This is a genomic window from Campylobacter sp. (genome assembly GCF_052170435.1).
In the GTDB taxonomy this organism is placed as follows: Bacteria; Campylobacterota; Campylobacteria; order Campylobacterales; family Campylobacteraceae; genus Campylobacter_A.
This window is the reverse complement of sequence record NZ_JBQNAN010000006.1, coordinates 78,446-95,224: the sequence shown is the minus strand read 5'-3', so window position 1 is coordinate 95,224 and position 16,779 is coordinate 78,446. Positions and strand designations below refer to the sequence as shown.

Annotated in this window: 21 protein-coding genes and 1 tRNA gene; 17 read left to right on the top strand and 5 right to left on the bottom strand. The window is 38.2% G+C overall.

From position 1 onward, the window contains the following. Nucleotides 1–87 precede the first annotated feature (87 nt). The 14 genes from ribH to ACTTJF_RS04145 all read left to right on the top strand — a co-directional run bounded on the left by ribH (nt 88) and on the right by ACTTJF_RS04145 (nt 9,979). Nucleotides 88–558 carry a 6,7-dimethyl-8-ribityllumazine synthase gene (gene ribH / locus ACTTJF_RS04210; protein ID WP_021090940.1) on the top strand — a complete coding sequence of 157 codons (471 nt, stop codon included), beginning with the start codon at nt 88–90 and terminating at the stop codon, nt 556–558. A 1-nt stretch (nt 559) separates the two neighbouring features. After that, on the top strand, nt 560–955 hold the full coding sequence (gene nusB, locus ACTTJF_RS04205; protein WP_002952859.1) for a transcription antitermination factor NusB: 396 nt from the start codon (nt 560–562) through the stop codon (nt 953–955). Next, nucleotides 952–1,638: an orotidine-5'-phosphate decarboxylase gene (pyrF, locus tag ACTTJF_RS04200; RefSeq protein ID WP_442550893.1), complete on the top strand. Its 687-nt coding sequence runs from the start codon at nt 952–954 to the stop codon at nt 1,636–1,638. The genes nusB and pyrF overlap by 4 nt, the downstream gene beginning before the upstream one ends. A 53-nt stretch (nt 1,639–1,691) precedes the next feature. Continuing rightward, a complete protein-coding gene (locus tag ACTTJF_RS04195) occupies nt 1,692–1,850 on the top strand; it encodes a hypothetical protein (RefSeq protein WP_442550892.1) in 159 nt (52 codons plus the stop codon). 2 nt (nt 1,851–1,852) lie between these two features. Next, nucleotides 1,853–2,095, top strand: coding sequence for a helix-hairpin-helix domain-containing protein (locus tag ACTTJF_RS04190; RefSeq protein WP_442550891.1), 243 nt, complete (start codon nt 1,853–1,855; stop codon nt 2,093–2,095). Nucleotides 2,096–2,239: 144 nt separating this feature from the next. Then, nucleotides 2,240–2,330, top strand: a tRNA-Ser gene (locus ACTTJF_RS04185). Nucleotides 2,331–2,485: 155 nt separating this feature from the next. Further along, nucleotides 2,486–3,778 carry a tyrosine-type recombinase/integrase gene (locus tag ACTTJF_RS04180; RefSeq protein WP_297966923.1) on the top strand — a complete coding sequence of 431 codons (1,293 nt, stop codon included), beginning with the start codon at nt 2,486–2,488 and terminating at the stop codon, nt 3,776–3,778. Nucleotides 3,779–3,844: 66 nt separating this feature from the next. Beyond that, nucleotides 3,845–5,353, top strand: coding sequence for a hypothetical protein (locus ACTTJF_RS04175; protein WP_297966925.1), 1,509 nt, complete (start codon nt 3,845–3,847; stop codon nt 5,351–5,353). 370 nt (nt 5,354–5,723) lie between these two features. After that, nucleotides 5,724–5,915 carry a hypothetical protein gene (locus ACTTJF_RS04170; protein WP_297966928.1) on the top strand — a complete coding sequence of 64 codons (192 nt, stop codon included), beginning with the start codon at nt 5,724–5,726 and terminating at the stop codon, nt 5,913–5,915. A 40-nt stretch (nt 5,916–5,955) separates the two neighbouring features. Then, nucleotides 5,956–7,014 carry a hypothetical protein gene (locus ACTTJF_RS04165; protein ID WP_297966932.1) on the top strand — a complete coding sequence of 353 codons (1,059 nt, stop codon included), beginning with the start codon at nt 5,956–5,958 and terminating at the stop codon, nt 7,012–7,014. An 86-nt stretch (nt 7,015–7,100) separates the two neighbouring features. Beyond that, nucleotides 7,101–7,913: a hypothetical protein gene (locus ACTTJF_RS04160; RefSeq protein ID WP_442550890.1), complete on the top strand. Its 813-nt coding sequence runs from the start codon at nt 7,101–7,103 to the stop codon at nt 7,911–7,913. 293 nt (nt 7,914–8,206) lie between these two features. Further along, nucleotides 8,207–9,007 (top strand): DUF1566 domain-containing protein, encoded by an 801-nt coding sequence (locus ACTTJF_RS04155; RefSeq protein ID WP_442550889.1) that lies wholly within the window; start codon nt 8,207–8,209, stop codon nt 9,005–9,007. A 13-nt stretch (nt 9,008–9,020) separates the two neighbouring features. After that, nucleotides 9,021–9,533, top strand: coding sequence for a DUF1566 domain-containing protein (locus tag ACTTJF_RS04150; RefSeq protein WP_442550888.1), 513 nt, complete (start codon nt 9,021–9,023; stop codon nt 9,531–9,533). Nucleotides 9,534–9,565: 32 nt separating this feature from the next. Then, nucleotides 9,566–9,979, top strand: coding sequence for a hypothetical protein (locus ACTTJF_RS04145; RefSeq protein ID WP_297966944.1), 414 nt, complete (start codon nt 9,566–9,568; stop codon nt 9,977–9,979). 46 nt (nt 9,980–10,025) lie between these two features. Here the strand turns inward: ACTTJF_RS04145 and ACTTJF_RS04140 are convergent, their stop codons facing one another. Next, nucleotides 10,026–10,583: a hypothetical protein gene (locus ACTTJF_RS04140; RefSeq protein ID WP_442550887.1), complete on the bottom strand. Its 558-nt coding sequence runs from the start codon at nt 10,581–10,583 to the stop codon at nt 10,026–10,028. Nucleotides 10,584–10,715: 132 nt separating this feature from the next. On the opposite strand from ACTTJF_RS04140, the gene ACTTJF_RS04135 reads away from it, so the two are divergent. From ACTTJF_RS04135 to ACTTJF_RS04125, 3 genes are all read left to right on the top strand, one after another. Continuing rightward, nucleotides 10,716–11,849, top strand: coding sequence for a hypothetical protein (locus ACTTJF_RS04135; RefSeq protein WP_442550886.1), 1,134 nt, complete (start codon nt 10,716–10,718; stop codon nt 11,847–11,849). A 116-nt stretch (nt 11,850–11,965) separates the two neighbouring features. Next, a complete protein-coding gene (locus tag ACTTJF_RS04130) occupies nt 11,966–12,208 on the top strand; it encodes an AbrB/MazE/SpoVT family DNA-binding domain-containing protein (RefSeq protein WP_442550885.1) in 243 nt (80 codons plus the stop codon). Beyond that, entirely contained in the window at nt 12,208–12,519 is a 312-nt protein-coding gene (locus ACTTJF_RS04125; protein ID WP_442550894.1) for a type II toxin-antitoxin system PemK/MazF family toxin, read from the top strand. The genes ACTTJF_RS04130 and ACTTJF_RS04125 overlap by 1 nt, the downstream gene beginning before the upstream one ends. Nucleotides 12,520–12,582: 63 nt before the next feature. On the opposite strand, the gene ACTTJF_RS04120 is transcribed toward ACTTJF_RS04125, so the two are convergent. The 4 genes from ACTTJF_RS04120 to ACTTJF_RS04105 all read right to left on the bottom strand — a co-directional run bounded on the left by ACTTJF_RS04120 (nt 12,583) and on the right by ACTTJF_RS04105 (nt 16,706). Continuing rightward, nucleotides 12,583–12,909, bottom strand: coding sequence for a hypothetical protein (locus tag ACTTJF_RS04120; RefSeq protein WP_442550884.1), 327 nt, complete (start codon nt 12,907–12,909; stop codon nt 12,583–12,585). Between the two features lie 37 nt (nt 12,910–12,946). Beyond that, nucleotides 12,947–14,524 (bottom strand): type IV secretion system DNA-binding domain-containing protein, encoded by a 1,578-nt coding sequence (locus ACTTJF_RS04115; RefSeq protein ID WP_442550883.1) that lies wholly within the window; start codon nt 14,522–14,524, stop codon nt 12,947–12,949. Nucleotides 14,525–14,527: 3 nt separating this feature from the next. Then, entirely contained in the window at nt 14,528–15,109 is a 582-nt protein-coding gene (locus tag ACTTJF_RS04110; protein WP_442550882.1) for an ATP-dependent Clp protease proteolytic subunit, read from the bottom strand. Between the two features lie 214 nt (nt 15,110–15,323). Continuing rightward, nucleotides 15,324–16,706, bottom strand: a complete 1,383-nt coding sequence (locus ACTTJF_RS04105; RefSeq protein ID WP_442550881.1) for a hypothetical protein — start codon at nt 16,704–16,706, stop codon at nt 15,324–15,326. Nucleotides 16,707–16,779 lie beyond the last annotated feature (73 nt).

The window sequence follows — 16,779 nt, the reverse complement described above, 5'->3', positions numbered from 1 at the left end:
AGAAAAAATGAGCGCGCAAAAGGCGTTTTATCTATCGCTAATAACGCTAAGCGCGGTAATGTTAAAGATAATTTAAAAGGAGAAATCATGAAAATAATCGAAGGAAATCTGGCTTTAAAAGGCGGCGAGAAGGTCGCCATAGTGGGCGCGAGATTTAACCACATCATCACCGATAGACTGGTCGAGGGCGCGAGGGATGCGTTTTTGCGTCACGGCGGGGATGAGGCGAATTTGAGCCTCATCTTGGTGCCGGGCGCGTTTGAGATACCGATGGCGCTTGAAAAGGCGCTAGCCAGCGGTAAATTTGACGCCGTTTGCTGCGTGGGAGCGGTGATCCGCGGCTCTACGCCTCACTTTGACTACGTGAGCGCCGAGACCACCAAGGGTATTGCAAACGTCACGCTAAAATACGGCAAACCGGTGACCTTTGGCGTGCTAACGGTAGATAGCATCGAGCAAGCCATCGAGCGAGCGGGCTCAAAGGCCGGAAACAAGGGCTTTGAGGCGATGACGGGTGTGATCGAGATGCTAAGCTTGTATAAAAATTTGGAGGCGTGAAATGGCGACTCGTCATCAGGTTAGGCAGGCCGTCGTTTCGCTGCTCTACGCACGCGAAATGGGTAGCTGCAGCGAGGAGTTCGTCGAGGAATTTTTAGAAGAAAAAAAGATCCGAAACGATCAGCGAAGCCTCGCGCTGTCGCTTTTTCACGGCATTTTGGAGCATGCAGAGGGGCTTGACGCGCTACTAAACGCGCGCCTAAAAGAGTGGAAGATAAACGAGATCGGCAGCATCGAGCGCGCCGTGCTGCGACTGGGGGCGTACGAGATGAAATTTACCCCGACCGATAAGGCCGTCATCATAAACGAGGGCATCGAGCTCGGCAAGGAGCTGGGCGGCGACTCGGCACCGAAATTTATAAACGGCGTGCTAGACGCGCTAAAGGCTGATCTGTGAAGCTCTGCGTCGCGCTTGATCTAGGCTCGAAACAGCAGTGTTTGCGGCTAGCGGAGGGGCTTGCGGACTTTTCGGATAAAATTTGGCTAAAAGTGGGCCTGCGAGCCTATTTGCGCGACGGAGCGGGATTTATTGAGGAGCTAAAAAAGCTCGGAAATTTTAAAATTTTCCTCGATCTAAAGCTTTATGATATCCCAAACACGATGGCCGATGCCGCCGAGGAGATTGCAAAGCTTGGCGTCGATATGATAAACGTACACGCAAGCAGCGGCAAGCGCGCGATGGCGACGGTGATGGAGCGACTAGATAGGCTAGCTTCGCGTCCGCTGGTGCTTGCGGTCTCTGCGCTAACGAGCTTTGATCGGGCGGAATTTAGCGCGGTTTACGAGCAAAATTTGGACGACGCCGTGCGAAAATTTGGCGTGATGAGCTACGAAGCGGGGCTCGACGGCATGGTCTGTTCTGCTTACGAGAGTCGCCTGATAAAGGACGCTACGAGCAAAAATTTTATCACGCTCTGCCCGGGCGTGAGGCCGTTTGGTGAGAGCGCAGCGGATCAAAAGCGAGTGGCGGATCTGGGCGTCGCGCGCGAGGCGGAGGCTGATTTTATCGTGGTAGGTCGGCCGATATATCAGGCACAAAACCCGTGCGAAATTTGCGAGCGGATTTTGGATCAAATTTAACGCCCGCACTTGCGTGAAATTTGGCGCGAAATCATTTTAAGCAGTGCTCCGGTGTGAGAGAAATTTTAATCAAAATGCGCACAAAGGCGGCTCGGGCGGCGACCGGACGCAGCAGCGAGATAAAATTTAGCAAGCTTCGTAGCGCAGGAATGAAATTTAAAATTTCATCCAAAGCGGCGAGTTCGGCGGAGCTTAAAAGAAATTTGGGGTAAATTTGAGCGATTTTAAGAAAATCCCCTATGTCGGCGAGGCGACAGAGGCGGATCTGATGGCGCTCGGCTACGAGGATATCGCTTCGTTAAAGGGCGCGGATCCGCACGAAATGTTTGAACGCACAAAGGCGCTCGGGCGCGGCAGCGACAGGTGCATCCTCTACGTTTACCGCATGGTTTGCTACTATGCAAATACGTTGCACCCAGACAAAGCCAAGCTAAAATGGTGGCTTTGGAAGGATTAAATTTGCAAATTTAATCCGCGACGAGCCGTTTAAATTTGATCAAAATTTACTCGATTATCTTTCCGCACAAGAGCACCAGGCGCGAAAACGCAAATTTAAGCAAGATATCAGCGGTATTTAATTATAATGCGGTTTCTTTTTTGTGGACAGATGGGTGAGTGGCCGAAACCACACCCCTGCTAAGGGTGCAGCTTCTAACCGGGGCTCGAGGGTTCAAATCCCTCTCTGTCCGCCAGAATATGGCGTTTTTAAATATAAAATCCCCTAAAATACGTTATTTTTTTAAGGTATTGCATTTTAAAAATTGTCTGAAATTTAGGACAATTTTGAGTTGTTACATAGATTTGGTAGTCTTGTTACATACAGCCTTTGCTTCAAAAGGATCTATGTATGAGCTCTAAGCTAATAACTAAACTCAAAAATAGACCAAATTTTTACTACTACGACATAGCTTTAAAAGACCAAAAACGACTAACTGTAAAATATTGCTTATTTACAAATGATGAGTATCAAGCAATGATAATTGCCAATAAAATAAAATATGAAGCTGATAGAGCAGCTCTTAAAAAGCTAAACAGTAGGACAGTTAACTCAAAGCTTTCGACAAACTTTAAATCTCTTATAAAAAATAGATTAGCTGATAGTGTGAACAAAAAAATTACCATACAAGAAAACAAAGCATATCTAAGTACCGCTGAGTATAAAGGCATATTTCAAAGAGTGGTGGGTGAGTTTTATGGTGTATATAATACGAAAATATGTTGCACAGAAAAAGAAAATATAAAACAACCAAAAATAGAATTATCATTTAGTCAAATAGCTAATCAGTATGTTAAAACAGAATGCGAAAAGTCAAAATCAAGTAATAAAACCAAAGGTTACTATATAAAAACAGGTAAAATGTTAGATGAATTTTTTAAAAATTTAGAGTCAGATAAAATCACATATCAAGAGTGTGAAAAATTTCAACTTCATTTGATAAATGATAAAAATTTAAATAAAAAAACTATAAATAACTACACATGTTACGCGACTAGATTGTTTGATTATGCTTTGAAAATTAAAATGGTGCAAGAAAATCCATTTAAACTTTTGACACCTTTTAAGATTTCACGAGAAGATAAATCGCCAAGAGATAACTTTACGCATGATGAGTTAAGGAAAATATTGAGTACTGATAAAAGTGAATTGAGAAACTATATGCTATTTGCCTTACATACTGGATTAAGGCTTAGCGAGATTTGGAGTTTGGATTCAGGCAATGTAAGCGAACAAGATGGAATCAAGTTTGTAAAAGTGCAGACTATGAAACAAAAATGTGGAGCAATCAAATATAGAGAACTGCCAATACATAAAAACATAGAACTTCTAGCCGATTTAAAATGGCTAGAAGATATCAAACAAGGTAGAAACAACTGCGATTATTTTAGTAAGAGGCTTAATAAGCATATACATAAAATTTTGCCAAACTCAAATGTAAATTTTCATAGATTAAGAGCAAATTTCGCAAAGGCAGTCAAGGACTATGCTCTTGAAAATGGCTTTACTGATATAACATCGGTTCTGCTTGGACATGCAACGGATTTAGCTACTGATGTTTATGCAAAAGGTATTTCGCTAAAGGCAAAAATGAAAGCATTGGGTGGACTTGATATTTTTGGTGAGCTATCAAATCCTAAATAGCAATTTATCTTTATTTTAGAAAGCAGATATGTTAAAATATATCTAAAAATTTAAAAAGGATTATGAATGGATGAATATATTCAAAATTTGCTTGATGTAAAAGAATATAAAGACCTCAATAGAGAGGTTATTAAGAGTTATAATAGACTTAACAATGCAAACATTGAGGAAGATTTAAAATATTGCTACAAACAAATAGCTCGAACTACCAAAAAAAAGACGCAGCATCGATGGTTAAACATTGCAGGATCAATTATAAGTATTTATAGCGATGTGTTGCCAGATACATTAATTAACAAAGCAATAGCAATGTACGCAAAAATAGAAGGTATTGAGCTTCGTAAAAATACAGGAGAACTAGATGATATTGAGCCAAAACATATGGAAAAGCTTATAGCTCAGTACGAAAAATTTGACAAGAGCATAAAGGAGATTGAAAAAGTAAAGGGCGGATACTTGGTGAATGGTTATTTTGTTCCAGATAAAGTATTTCAAACAATAAAATCACATGTGTCAACTAATAAAAAATCGTCTGATTCCAATAGTCTAAATCTTAATGAATTGGTACTTGAGTACTTAAAACAAGAAGGTTCAAAGCTTAAATATTCTAAAAATACAATAGCAGAATATAAGTTAGCCGCAAAAAGACTGCAAGAGTTTTTGGATGATAAATGCGTGGATTTAACGTATATAGATTATGATCTAGCAAGAGAATTCCAAGAAAAAATAAAAGAGGAAACAAGTGAGGATAGATCAAATAATATAATAGGTTTTTTGTCATTTTTCTTTCGATTCCTTGTAAATACTGAAGTTATAAAAACTAACTATTTCTCAAAAGAACGCTTGAGTAGGTATCCTGTGGACAAAAAGGGTAGAAAGATAAATTTCACAATAGACCAGGTTAAAAAGATATTTTCAGGCGAATACAACATTGAACGTGAAATACTTGATTATTTTAGATTTAAGCTTCATACTGGAGTTAGAATGGAAGAATTTTATAGACTCACAAAGCATAGTTTTGTGACAATAGATAATAAAATTTGTATAGTTGTAGATACAGCAAAAGGCAAAGGTGGCATAAGTACACAAAGAGTACTTGTTGCACACAGTAGTATACACGATCTTTGTGATTATAAGTGGATTGAAAAAATTCAAAAAAGATACCAAGATAAAAAATCTTTTGAAAGAAAAGTAAATCGATCTATAGATAAAGTTGCTCCCGATAAAAGAGTTAGCGATCATCGTTTTAGGGGTCTTTATGCTTATATTCTTAACTCATACGATAAAGAAAAAGGTCTGAGCGCTAGTATACCAAATATAGGTGCTTATTTAGGACATGAAAACAATCGTAAAAAAATATTTAAAAAATCAGAAAATACGATACTAGTTGATAAAGTAATGGGCCATGTGCTCTTGCCTGAATTTGATATATATGCAAAAAATAGCGATTTAGATAGGCAAGAGGATGTCATAAGGGTATTTGATAATATATCGGATATATTTAAGTATAAAGATATAAAAAATTTACCGACTATAATGCATAAAAATTCAAAAATCAAGAAATCCGAAAAGTGATTAGTATAATTATTAAGAGTAGCATGAGTACTCAAATTTAATAAATGACCATACTGTCAAAGGTTGGCATCTTGCTCGCCTTAAAAAATTTAATAAATATGCTTTTTACTGTGTTTATAGGCTCTCATTTGTGAAATTTTCGTTTACGTGAAGGATTTTCATTGGAAACCCTTGATTTTTATTGAAATTTTAGTATGAGCCATATAAAAATATCATTACGCAAAGCCCTATTTTACGTGCTTATATCCAAATATAAAATAAAAATTTAGCATTTTTGCACAAAATCGAGAAATCCGAAAAGCAATTAGTATAATTATTTGTAAGAGCAATAAAAAATTGCTCAAATTTAATTAAAATAAGGAGGTCAAAAATGACTACATTCCAAGAAAGCAATGCTAGGGCAAAGCTAATTTGGCGCCTTACAAAGGCCTATGCAGACTATCATAGATACGTGTTGAAAGCAAAACAGCTCGGTATAGACGATAGCCTCGTAAAACGCATACAGGCAGAAGTTACTGAGGAATTAAACCCGGCCAAACCAAAGCCAAGCAAGGTTAATTAATGTGAGCGCCGTATGGCGCCACTTTTTAAGGAGAAAAATAATGAGAACATTTAGCGCAAACATGCAAAAAGTCACCTTGGCGGCGTTTTATCATGATATTAGGGATGGCGACATGATTCCTGTTTATGTGGACAAAAACTATACCAAAAATAACGAACTAAGCATTTCGAGTTCCGATCAGGCCATAGAAATTTTTCAAAATGAGATAAAGCAAATACAAGACGCTTATGTGTTACGATATGGAAAAGCTCCTAAAAAATTTCAAGCTAAACAATCTTTGCTTCAAGAACTTGTTTTAAGTATCGATAAAAACGTGACGATGGATCAGATAAAAAAGTGCGGCAAGTGGTTAAAGAAAAGCTACGGCTTTAAAATTTTGCTTCTTGCTATACATAAAGACGAGGGTGAAGACGTTGAAAACGGCAAAATAAACTATCATGCTCATATAATTTTGCTAAATTTAGATGAAAACTGCAAAAGCATTAGACGGAAGCTAAAAATTCGCGATATGAAAGCCATGCAAACAAAGATGGCTCAAATTTGCAATATGCCGCGTGGAAAGGACTACGCAAAAGATCTTGGAGGACCCGCAAAAAAGTATACCACTCATTTACCCGGCAGACATTTTGCAACCATTACAAATTCTATAAAAAATACTCAGCCCGGTAGCGCGCTAGAAGATATTGTCATGCGCTCTCAAATTTATCAAAATTTAGCAAAAGATTATACTAATTTGATCGATGTTTTTATGACCGTTAAAGAAATAGCTGAAGAAAATCAAATACTTTTGCAGGAAAAATTTGAAAGAAATCCTACCTTGCTTGAAGATGAGCTTGAGTTTCAAGAGTGCTCTTTATCTACCGATATAAAAGATATCGTGCTGTTCCTGAAGCAAGATCTACAGGAGTTAAAGCAAATTTGTAGAAGCAAAAATAGTCAGATCGCAGACTTAAACCAAGAAGTTAAAATAAAATCTAAACAAATAGACGATTTACAAAAACTACTGACAGGAAACCAAATAGACGAAAATAAAACTTTGGATGTAGAGCCTAGCGGCAAATTTTTAAAAGGAGAAACTCAAATTTCTATACAGCCGTAATGAGACCATATTTTTAAAGTCTTTATTATGCTATATGAATAAATAAATGGTATAATTATTCAAATTAAATCAGAAAGGCTTCAAAAATGAAAATTTTACATTTTTTGGTTATCGCTTCGGCTATTTTCTTTGCAGGATGCGCTGCTTCTAGTAGCGGTAGCACGATAAGAGATATAGGTCAAAACAAACTGATATTTCCGGAAATTCCAGAAAATATAAAGAAAAACTACTATAAAGTTAAAGAAATTAGATGTCAAACCGAAGGTGTTATCAAGGCTAGCTCTTACGATGATCAACAATACACTTTTAAAGGGAACGAGACTCCATACTGCTTAGCAGAGCTAAAAGAGGAGGCAATGATAGTCGATGTGGCATTCACGCTAAAAATTAACGCTATATCCGACGCCGCTCTTAAAGTAGGAGAACTAATAACCGCTCCATTGACTATACTAAGAAAAATGACCGATAAAGACCAAAGGGATCCATCCAGACCGCACGTTAGAGTGATAGGTTTTTACGGTAAAGGTAGCAATGATACAGAATTTATAGGCAAGGAGTACTCTTTTGCGCCCGGATATGAAACGGTAGGGTTTACAGAACCATTTGCCGATAAAATGGTTCATAGCGTACTATCTAAGCTTACTAGCGTATGGAGGCCTAAAAGCGATAGGGGCAGTGCGAAAAATATAAATTGGTCTCCAGATGAACTAAAAGTTACATATATCCCAAGAAGTAATTTTGCAAAAATGAGTATAGATTTTATGACTAAAAACAATGATGCTGAATCTAATGAGAAATTTTTACGAATGATGTTAAAAGCCGACCCTTCAATGCTTGATAAGATTAAACAAGCTCAAAATATCAAGCTGCCGGCCGATAGCATAATATATTCAGAGTAGCGTGAATTAAATTTTCAAAGGAATATAGTATGAGGAAATTTATTATTTTGGCCGTTTGCGTTATTGTCCCTTGTTTTTTACATGCTAAATCGCAAATTTCCATAACGGCAAGGACGTATTTGGATCCAAAAATAGCATTTGACGAAGATGCTCTTAAAAAAACTATGGGAGTAGATCTTAGTATGGCCGTACTTAATAACTTAGGTAGCTTATTGTTTGGAGTCCCCGACAATACGCAAAGTATTACCGCTGCTGCCTTGACTATGGTGCCGAAAAAGGGAGGGATCATATTTGTGGACGGCAATCCGAAGGCTAGTACGTCAAGAAGCGATTCTCACGTCATAGTTTCCGCAGGTGCTCACAACATCAGAGTTTGCTATCCATATGACGATAACGGGTACTACGAGGTTTGCGGAGATGAGGATGTATATGTCGGGCATGATGCGTCTGCTAGCGTAATAGTCGATGCGAATAAGCTGTACATTACCAAAAAAGGGCAAAAAGCCAAAGAAGAAGCCGAGGCTAGGGAGGCAGAGGCGAGAAGACAAAGAGAAATAAGGGCGGCCGAAGAAAGAAGATTAGAGGAGATTAGACGAGCCGAGGCTCAAAGGCTTGAAGAATTAAGAATCGCCGAAGAAAAAAGGCAAAGAGAGCTTTGGGAGGCTAAAACAAAACGAGAGGGCGTAAATCAGGCTTTTGAATCTTATCAAGACGAATTTATAAGAGACGATAACTTGGGCGTAGTCGTAGATCCGCAAGCTAATCTCATGTGGCAAGATAGCGAAGCGACTGTAGCGCCTACTGCCTGGGGGAATGCTAAAAAATATTGCGATGACTTACAGCACGGCGGATTTTCGGATTGGAGGTTGCCTAGCATATCCGAGCTATCAAATATAATAGACGACGACAAATTTAATCCGGCCCTAAATAACGCGTTTAGATATTTTAGTAAAAATAATACTTGGTATTGGTCGGCTACGATGAATTCAAAAAATTCGTCCAGCGCTTGGTACGTAAATTTCCAAGACGGCGGAACGTATTGGGGCGATATGACGTCCGAAAATTCCGTGCGATGCGTAAGAAATATCAAATAGCGGGAGAATTAGGATGAAAAGAAAATTATTTTTAGCTTGCCTGACGGCTATGTTTTTTATCGGCGGTTGCGCTCAAAATAGCGCCGTTAAAAAACAAGCGCATTTGCAAGATACGAGCACATCAAAAAGCAAACATAAAAATTGCGGCAGAGATGACTCAACCGATATCGTAACGTGCAAAAAAGAAATACCGGGCGTTTTAATGTGGCAAGATACGCCAAATACGCCTTTGATAGGCTGGCAACAAGCCAAAGACTACTGTGAAAATTTAAATCTTGCGGGATTTATCGACTGGAAGCTCCCAGCTAGAACGGAGCTAATGAGTATAATCGACTACGACGATAAAAACCGCGCATTAAACGGGGCATTTAAAAATTTCGATACAAAAAATAGTAAATATTGGTCTGCGACCGTTAGGGCGGATAGTTTTTCGGTAGCGTGGAGCGTCTCGTTTGATAACGGCAACGCGCACTGGGATAAAGTCTCGAAAAATAATACCGTTCGTTGCGTAAGAGCGGCGAATTAGGGTTTACAAATCTATTTTATTAAGGAGAATTTATGAAAAAGTTGTTTTTAGTTTTTGTTTTTCTGGCAGGAGTACTGTCTGCGAAAGATGTGCCGCTACGCGTTAAATTTCAAACTTCCGATAAATATCCAAGCATAGAGATAACATCGCTATATGACGGTATAATTACGATAGACCATGCAAAAATAGTAGCCAATAAGGGAAGATGCAAGCCTATGGATACGTCAAAATTTCTCATGGACGTATTCAGTACTCTTGGTCCGGTACAAAACAAATACGGCATTGTCGTCGGTCCAAATAAGAAAATAGCTTCTCCAAGCGATAGTCCTGACACAAGCATATCGAAACTGGATTATGGAGAGAGCGCGAAGGTAACTTTTTCTAATTGCGATCAAATTTTGGAAGTAAAAATTCCAACCAACGTCGGAACTTTTACTTTTAAATAAAATCTTAAAATTTACGATCGGACTATCAAATCCGGTCGTAAACCTCTTATGAAAATAAGCCTCTTGCCCCTGCATATAATAACAACAACGCACAAACCACAAGCGCCATTGCGAAAAGAACTCTAAAATACCATTTGTAGAAGCTAACGAAATTTACGACGAAAAAGCCTATAGTGCAAGGTATCGTCATATCGACCTCTTGAATTTTCGTAAAATCCGTCATTAATAAGCTAAACAACGCAAGAGAAGCTACTATGAAACCTTTATGTATCTTCCCGAATTCCGCAAAATTAGAACTAAATAGAATATATGCGTGAAGATACGCACCGACTATAAATGTTCCTGTTAAGTACCCTAGCGACAACTCAAAATAGTTTTTAGCGATAGCATAAATGATAAGCCCGGGTGTCAAAAATGCAAGCGGTTTTTCAAGTAACATAAAAATACCGTCTAAAAAACCATTTGCCGCTTTTTTGGCCTCCTTGCCGATTTGCGCGTCATAATAAGTTAATTTACCGGATCCTCCGCACTCGCGGCAATACACGTTTGTTCTAATAAAGCCGCTTCCGCCGCAATACTGGCAAGTCTTAGTTGTAGTTCCCATTAAAATCCTTCAAATTTAATTACGCTTTATTATACGTAAAGTATTCTTATTAATATTTTAATTCATATAGCATTCGTAAGCTGATTTGTGATATCATTTTAAAAGAAAAAAATCAAACCAAAAAGGATGTAAATGAAAAAGATAGCATTGACCTTATCTCTTTGTTTTGCGGCTATTCAAGCAAGAGACGTCGATCCGGAAGTACTAGCCTTATGCAAGGCCGATAAGCAGGAAGCGCATTGCCCCGGTAAATACGGCAAAGTCAAAGGTCAAAAACCAAAGCAAGGCGTTCAAAAGGTATTTTCAAAAGACGATTCGAATTTAACCGTAGTCCTTACTTATTTTGACAGCAAGCCTAGTATCATAGACTTTGAGCAAGCTGACGGCGGAAAGATAGGCGAGCACTCTTGGAGCCTGCTTGAAGGGAACGAAAAGATAAGGTGCAAGCAAGCAGATATAGGATACTTTGAATGCCAAGATGAATATAGCGATACTAAAAACGAATATACGATTTGGCAATTAAGCGATAAAAAAATAGGCGTAAAGGTTAGAGAAAATAACGGCAAAAAATACGGTATCGTTTTAGATGAAATTTTTAGCGCGCCGATTTACGGCGTAGCTCTTTGGCAACACAGAACACCTAGTTACTACGAGTACCTGCGCGACTCGAAAGAGCCCGGTTATAAAGAAGACGAAGAATATCGCAAAGACGGAGGCGCCTTTATATACTCCGAGCTAAAAGCGCAATACCCGAAGGTTCAAGATTTTAAAAAATACGTAAAATTAGCGGAGGAGTATTTTAAACAAGAGGACGTCGATTACTGTTCTTCTTGGGGCTATAGTAACGCTAGGGATATCTACTACGTTTATAAAGATATGGTAGTTATGTCGTATGCCGATTTCTATAAAGGCTGCGGTAACGACTGGGCTTACCATAAATACGAAACCTATATCGGCGGCAAGTTATTTACGGCTAAGGATTTTTTAGCCGACGAACAAGGTCTTATAGAGCTTCTTAAAAAGCTAGCGAACGATGACCCGAAAAATTACGAAAATGCAAAATATGCTAAAAAAATAGATCCCGATGAAAAAGACATCTGGATAGCTAACGATAAGCTAATGATACAATATCTGGCCGTAGACGGGGCTTTAGTATCTCACTCGCAATACGGCGCGTATTTTACTTTTGATTACGACGTAGTCGAGCCGTATCTAACAGAAAAGATAAAGCCGTATTTTAAGAAATTTAAAAATAAGACCGAGTAAGTAGTATTATGAAATTTATCAAATTTCGCAGCTAGCGAGAGGCTAGATTTAAAAAACAGTTTTTTTAATCCGATTTTAGAATAATTACTATATAATTACTTAGAAAGGATATAAAAATGACTGCAAATTTAATCCAGATAGGCAACTCTTGGGGCATAAGGATACCAAAAAAGATAGTCGAGCAGTTTGAGTTAAAAACCATCTCGCTTGAAATTCTACAAGACGGCATATTTTTAAGACCAATAAAACCAAACGACATAAGCGGCTGGGATACGCCGGAACTTAGAAAAGCGGCAAGAAAAGAAAAGCAAGAAGCTTTTGAGGGTATTGATTTAAACGATAAAGAGTGGCGGTGGTAATGACTAGATACGAAATTTGGTTTATAAATTTAGATCCCACAGTGGGCGCAGAGATAAAAAAGACTAGACCTTGCGTTATTATTTCGCCGCCACAACTTGATTATTTGCAAACTAGACTGATAGCGCCCATAACTAGTAAAGGCTTTAGCGCGCCTTATAGGGTAGAATTTGAGCTGCTGGATAAAGACGCTAAAATTTTATGCGATCAAATAAGATGCGTTAGCACGGATAGGTTCGTCTCAAAAGCGGGCGAATTAAACAAAGATGCGCAAAAAGAGCTAAAAGAAATTTTGAGACTAATGTTTTGTTAATTCGTTAATTTTATCTAAACGAGCGGGCGATATGATTTCGCCGCGCTCGCATAATGTTGAGTATCAAAAAAGCGACCAAATCGCCGTAAGTATTGCGCCAAAAATACTACCGAATGCGAAATTTGCAAGATCTCTTCTTTTTTTGTCGTAAAGCAGTATATCCGCATCTTTTTTAGTTACGTTTAAGAAAAATATCGCATTAACCGCTGTAACCGTCATTTTTCCCATCAGAGCTATTCTTTTCCTACTAGTATCGTCTAAGTAAAGAGCTAGCTTTTGACCGTTCTCAAATGCCTCGTCGGGAGCCTTTTGACATAGCTTCATATATTCGCTAAGCCCGCTTTCGATCTCTTTAATGTCTTTAAACGGTATCGACGGAGAAAATTGCATATTCGGTAGTTCCGAGAAAAAGTTAAATTTGCCCATTTTACAACTCTATTTCTGTACGCTTACGATAGGAATCGGTAGCTGCTATTTTTGTCACAGTGACAGTGTTTGATGCGATTTTCGCCATCTTTTGAAAAATTTGTTCCTCCTCGTCGCTTAGCTCGCCATCGCATAAACTCTCGCCCCCGCCGCCTATCTTTTTGCGGATAAATTTATTTTCAGCTTTAAATAGCCCCTCGTCGTATATCAAAATTTCATCATCGTCTAGCTCCTCGCCCGCAAACCTTTCTCCTATGCGGTTTATGCTTTGGTATTCTAGCTCGGCTTTTAGCGTATCAAGCTCGTTTAAAAACAAGGGCTCCCCTTTAAAAATTCGTCCGTTTTTTGAATACTCAAAGTCTCCAAGCTTGCTAAAATCGCAATACTTTCCATTTGCGTATTGAGGCTGAGAGTTACGGAAGAAAAATTGATTGGTTAAATTTCCCGCTAGTTCCTTAAATCTTTCATCGCTTTTAAGCGTACTTTTTAGTATGCTTTCGTTTTGAAAGGCAAGGATGAGCTCGACCCTCGCCTCTCTTATAACGTCCGCTCCAAGATCGGCGGCGCAGTTTATTACCCTTTGAGCTTCGTCGATAAATACGCTAACGGGAGTTTGTCTATTCGTGCGTTTACTTAAATTTAAAATCGCGCTACTAGTTATAAGCGACAATACGCTATTTTGCATGGCATTGGCGTTTATGACGACTATCTTGCCGCTGCCCGACAAACCGCTTACGCTTCCTTCGTCTTTATTTAGTAGGTCGTTGTCTAAAACGTCGTAAATTGCCGACAGCATAAATTCGTAATTACCGTATAGTCTTTGCTTTTGTTCGTTATCGTCTCTTTTTTCGCCGTATTGTTTAAAATCGTCTAAAAAGCTTTTGACAGATTTTTGCGCGTCTAGTAACTTGCGTATGTCCTTTCGTAAAATTATGTCAAACTTATCTTTACCGAAATTATCTACCATTTGACGGGCGAGTTTTTCATGATCGCAAATTCTTTGCTCGTATTTTTTAAGCTCGTCGTAGAATTTTTTTAGATCGTCTAAGGTTTTAGTCTTGTCGGCCATACTTCTAAAACTAGGATTTATATCTTTTATCGGTCCTTTAAAAATACGCGAAAATGCCTTACTTTCATCAAGCGCGTATATTTTTTTAAGTAGTCCCAGGCACTTAACCGAGACATTGGTCGCCATATGGGCCCAAAATTTCTCTTTATCGTTTCCGCCGAATTTCTCAAATAAAAACTCCTCTAAAATTTTATCGCTCGCCTCTTTTACTATATTTATTTTTATGCCCCAAGGCACGTTCATCATCACGACGTCTCCTAATCTGCCGTGCTTTTGAGCTAGATATTTTAGCTTTAAATGCTCCGTGCCTTTGTAATCAAAAAATATAATTCCGTGTCCTTCTTTTATTCTGTCTTCAAGTAAAGGCAAAATTGCAGCCGTCGTCTTGCCGCTTCCGGTTTCGCCGGTTATCATAGCGTGCGTGAAATTTTTTTCAAGGCTTACGGCTTGGGTTGCTTGAGCAACGATTTTATTTTGCGTATTTTGGTTGATTATTGAAAATTTTGACATTTTTTATCCTTTTGCTTTTATGTTTTTTATTTTATCTGAGATCAAAATCTCGTCTGCTAGTTTATATTTTAAGGCCGTATTTGCATCTATATAGCAGTCTCTGTCAGTTAGCTTTTCTATTTTTTTAACGTCAAGAGCGCTACTGTTTGCAATTATTTGATGAATGTTAGCTTTTGTTTTCAAAATTTGCGCGGACAAAAGCTCTATATCGCTAGCCTGACCGAACGCTCCGCCTAGGGGCTGATGCAACATAAGCTGGGAATTTGGCAGCATATATCTCCTGTCGCCGTTTATAAATATAAGCGCCGACATCGAGGCGGCAAGACCGACGCAGACCGTATTTACGGGAGCTTTTATGCTCTTTATTATATCGATTAGCCCAAGGCCGTCGCTTATGACGCCTCCTGGACCGTTTATATACATAGTTATCTCTTTACTCTCGTCCTCACCGTTTAGAAACAACAACTGCTCTTGCATATGTAAGCAAGTATTAGAGTTTATTTCGCCGTATAAAAAGAGATTTCTATCGGTTAGCAAGCTAGCCCTAATATCCACCATAGTTTGTTCTAAATCTTTTGTAGCCATTTTTTACCTTTTTGATTTATTTTTATGCGCATAAATTATGATGGAATTATGTCAAAAAAGGAGTAAGAGAATTTTCCACCTATAAAATGCCCGCAAAAACGAGTCAAACTATGGTTTTTGGCTAGTATTTTAAAATTTTATAGATGAGACCGGATAAAATTTGAGTATTTTTAGCTTACCGCTATCAAAACCGATTGCATATTGGACCGAAAATTTAAAGCTCTATATCCTTAGAACGATCAAATTTGACGATTACGGGCTTGTAGTCTTGCCTTTTATATTTTTTGATAAATTCCTTCGCACAAAACCCGGTTTTTTGCTCATACCACGCCAAACAAACGTCCTCAAGCGCCATATTTTTATCCAGCCAAGGCGAAGTAGTTTTATATAGCAGATTTAGATCGAGCTTAATGCCAGGCTTTATCCACTCGTTTTGCGGCAAATTTTCAAATTCGTTAAAGCTCTCAAAAAGCTTACTTCGGCTAAATTTATCTAGCTCATCTTTAAATTTTTCGGAAAGCAAAGTATCGCTATTTTCAAGGTATTTTATTAAAGCGGACGTATCAAATTTATCGTCCGTATAGCCTTTTAAAATTTTGCTAAAATCGCTTGCCTTATACCTACTTTTTTCGTCCAAGATTTTATAAATTTGCTGGGCTAGCTGCGAAAAATCGCCCCCGACGTATTTTGGAGAAAGTATGATTAGACAATCTTCACATCTAAAACTTATCCATTCGCCGCTAAATAGCGAAAGCTCAAAAATCTCAAATCCGACATCCGTTAGCATTAGCGGGCGGTTTTCATAGTCTATAAGCGTAACGCCCTTTTCGTAAGCGATTAGCGCTACGGTAGAGTCGTCGTACTTCGAGATATACTCAATACTATGCCAAATTTCTTTGTATTTCGGATCTGTTTGGGCGACTGCAAGATTTATAGTCATACCGCCGATACCAGGATATAGTTTTTCAGCTGTTTCCCGGGCTTTTTGTTCGAGCGCTTGTTTTAGTCCTATTTCTTTTTTAGGCATGCTCTCAAATCCCCTTAAAGACATAATGGCGATAGAGGCCGTATCTTTAAAACGTTTGTATTTGGTTTTATTGCACACATTAGAAGCTTTAATATTTTTACAATGTCTTTCTAGCGATTGGATTGGAGGCAAGATATAAGTATTTCTGTCGTTCCTGCTTTGGCTACCTTCCGTCTTGTTGATAATGCCTAGTAGCGTGTCATTTCTATATAGTTCTTTTAGATTATTTTTTATGGTTTTAGAGTGTGCTTCATGGTCGTATTGCGCGATATTTTCCCTAATATATCGTTCGTTTATGATATATTTTTGCGGTTTTTTAGAACATCTTTCGCATAAGGTTATTAGTTTTTCATTTTTCTCTATCTCGGCTTGTATATCATCGCTCTCGTAAAAGGTCATACATTTTAGAGTTTTGTAATCTAGCCCTTGAGACAAAAAGTCGTAAAAATCCTTGACAAATAAAATTAAAGCATAAAGATTAATACGGCTCGTTGCGATTTTATTGTTAGCTTTGTCTTTTGTTTGTTCTTTTGAGATTAAGTTTTTATATTTGATTTTAAATTTACCCATTTTTACCCTTTGAAGCTATGATTATTTTTGGAAATTTTACGTAGATTATACTATTTTAGAGTTTAAGGAAAGA

Bases quoted from the DNA above. Each gene is read 5' to 3' on its own strand.
- ribH (WP_021090940.1), top strand. From the start codon at position 88: ATGAAAATAATCGAAGGAAATCTGGCTTTAAAAGGCGGCGAGAAGGTC.
- nusB (WP_002952859.1), top strand. From the start codon at position 560: ATGGCGACTCGTCATCAGGTTAGGCAGGCCGTCGTTTCGCTGCTCTAC.
- ACTTJF_RS04180 (WP_297966923.1), top strand. From the start codon at position 2,486: ATGAGCTCTAAGCTAATAACTAAACTCAAAAATAGACCAAATTTTTAC.
- ACTTJF_RS04175 (WP_297966925.1), top strand. From the start codon at position 3,845: ATGGATGAATATATTCAAAATTTGCTTGATGTAAAAGAATATAAAGAC.
- ACTTJF_RS04170 (WP_297966928.1), top strand. From the start codon at position 5,724: ATGACTACATTCCAAGAAAGCAATGCTAGGGCAAAGCTAATTTGGCGC.
- ACTTJF_RS04165 (WP_297966932.1), top strand. From the start codon at position 5,956: ATGAGAACATTTAGCGCAAACATGCAAAAAGTCACCTTGGCGGCGTTT.
- ACTTJF_RS04160 (WP_442550890.1), top strand. From the start codon at position 7,101: ATGAAAATTTTACATTTTTTGGTTATCGCTTCGGCTATTTTCTTTGCA.
- ACTTJF_RS04150 (WP_442550888.1), top strand. From the start codon at position 9,021: ATGAAAAGAAAATTATTTTTAGCTTGCCTGACGGCTATGTTTTTTATC.
- ACTTJF_RS04145 (WP_297966944.1), top strand. From the start codon at position 9,566: ATGAAAAAGTTGTTTTTAGTTTTTGTTTTTCTGGCAGGAGTACTGTCT.
- ACTTJF_RS04140 (WP_442550887.1), bottom strand. From the start codon at position 10,583: ATGGGAACTACAACTAAGACTTGCCAGTATTGCGGCGGAAGCGGCTTT.
- ACTTJF_RS04135 (WP_442550886.1), top strand. From the start codon at position 10,716: ATGAAAAAGATAGCATTGACCTTATCTCTTTGTTTTGCGGCTATTCAA.
- ACTTJF_RS04130 (WP_442550885.1), top strand. From the start codon at position 11,966: ATGACTGCAAATTTAATCCAGATAGGCAACTCTTGGGGCATAAGGATA.
- ACTTJF_RS04125 (WP_442550894.1), top strand. From the start codon at position 12,208: ATGACTAGATACGAAATTTGGTTTATAAATTTAGATCCCACAGTGGGC.
- ACTTJF_RS04120 (WP_442550884.1), bottom strand. From the start codon at position 12,909: ATGCAATTTTCTCCGTCGATACCGTTTAAAGACATTAAAGAGATCGAA.
- ACTTJF_RS04115 (WP_442550883.1), bottom strand. From the start codon at position 14,524: ATGTCAAAATTTTCAATAATCAACCAAAATACGCAAAATAAAATCGTT.
- ACTTJF_RS04110 (WP_442550882.1), bottom strand. From the start codon at position 15,109: ATGGCTACAAAAGATTTAGAACAAACTATGGTGGATATTAGGGCTAGC.
- ACTTJF_RS04105 (WP_442550881.1), bottom strand. From the start codon at position 16,706: ATGGGTAAATTTAAAATCAAATATAAAAACTTAATCTCAAAAGAACAA.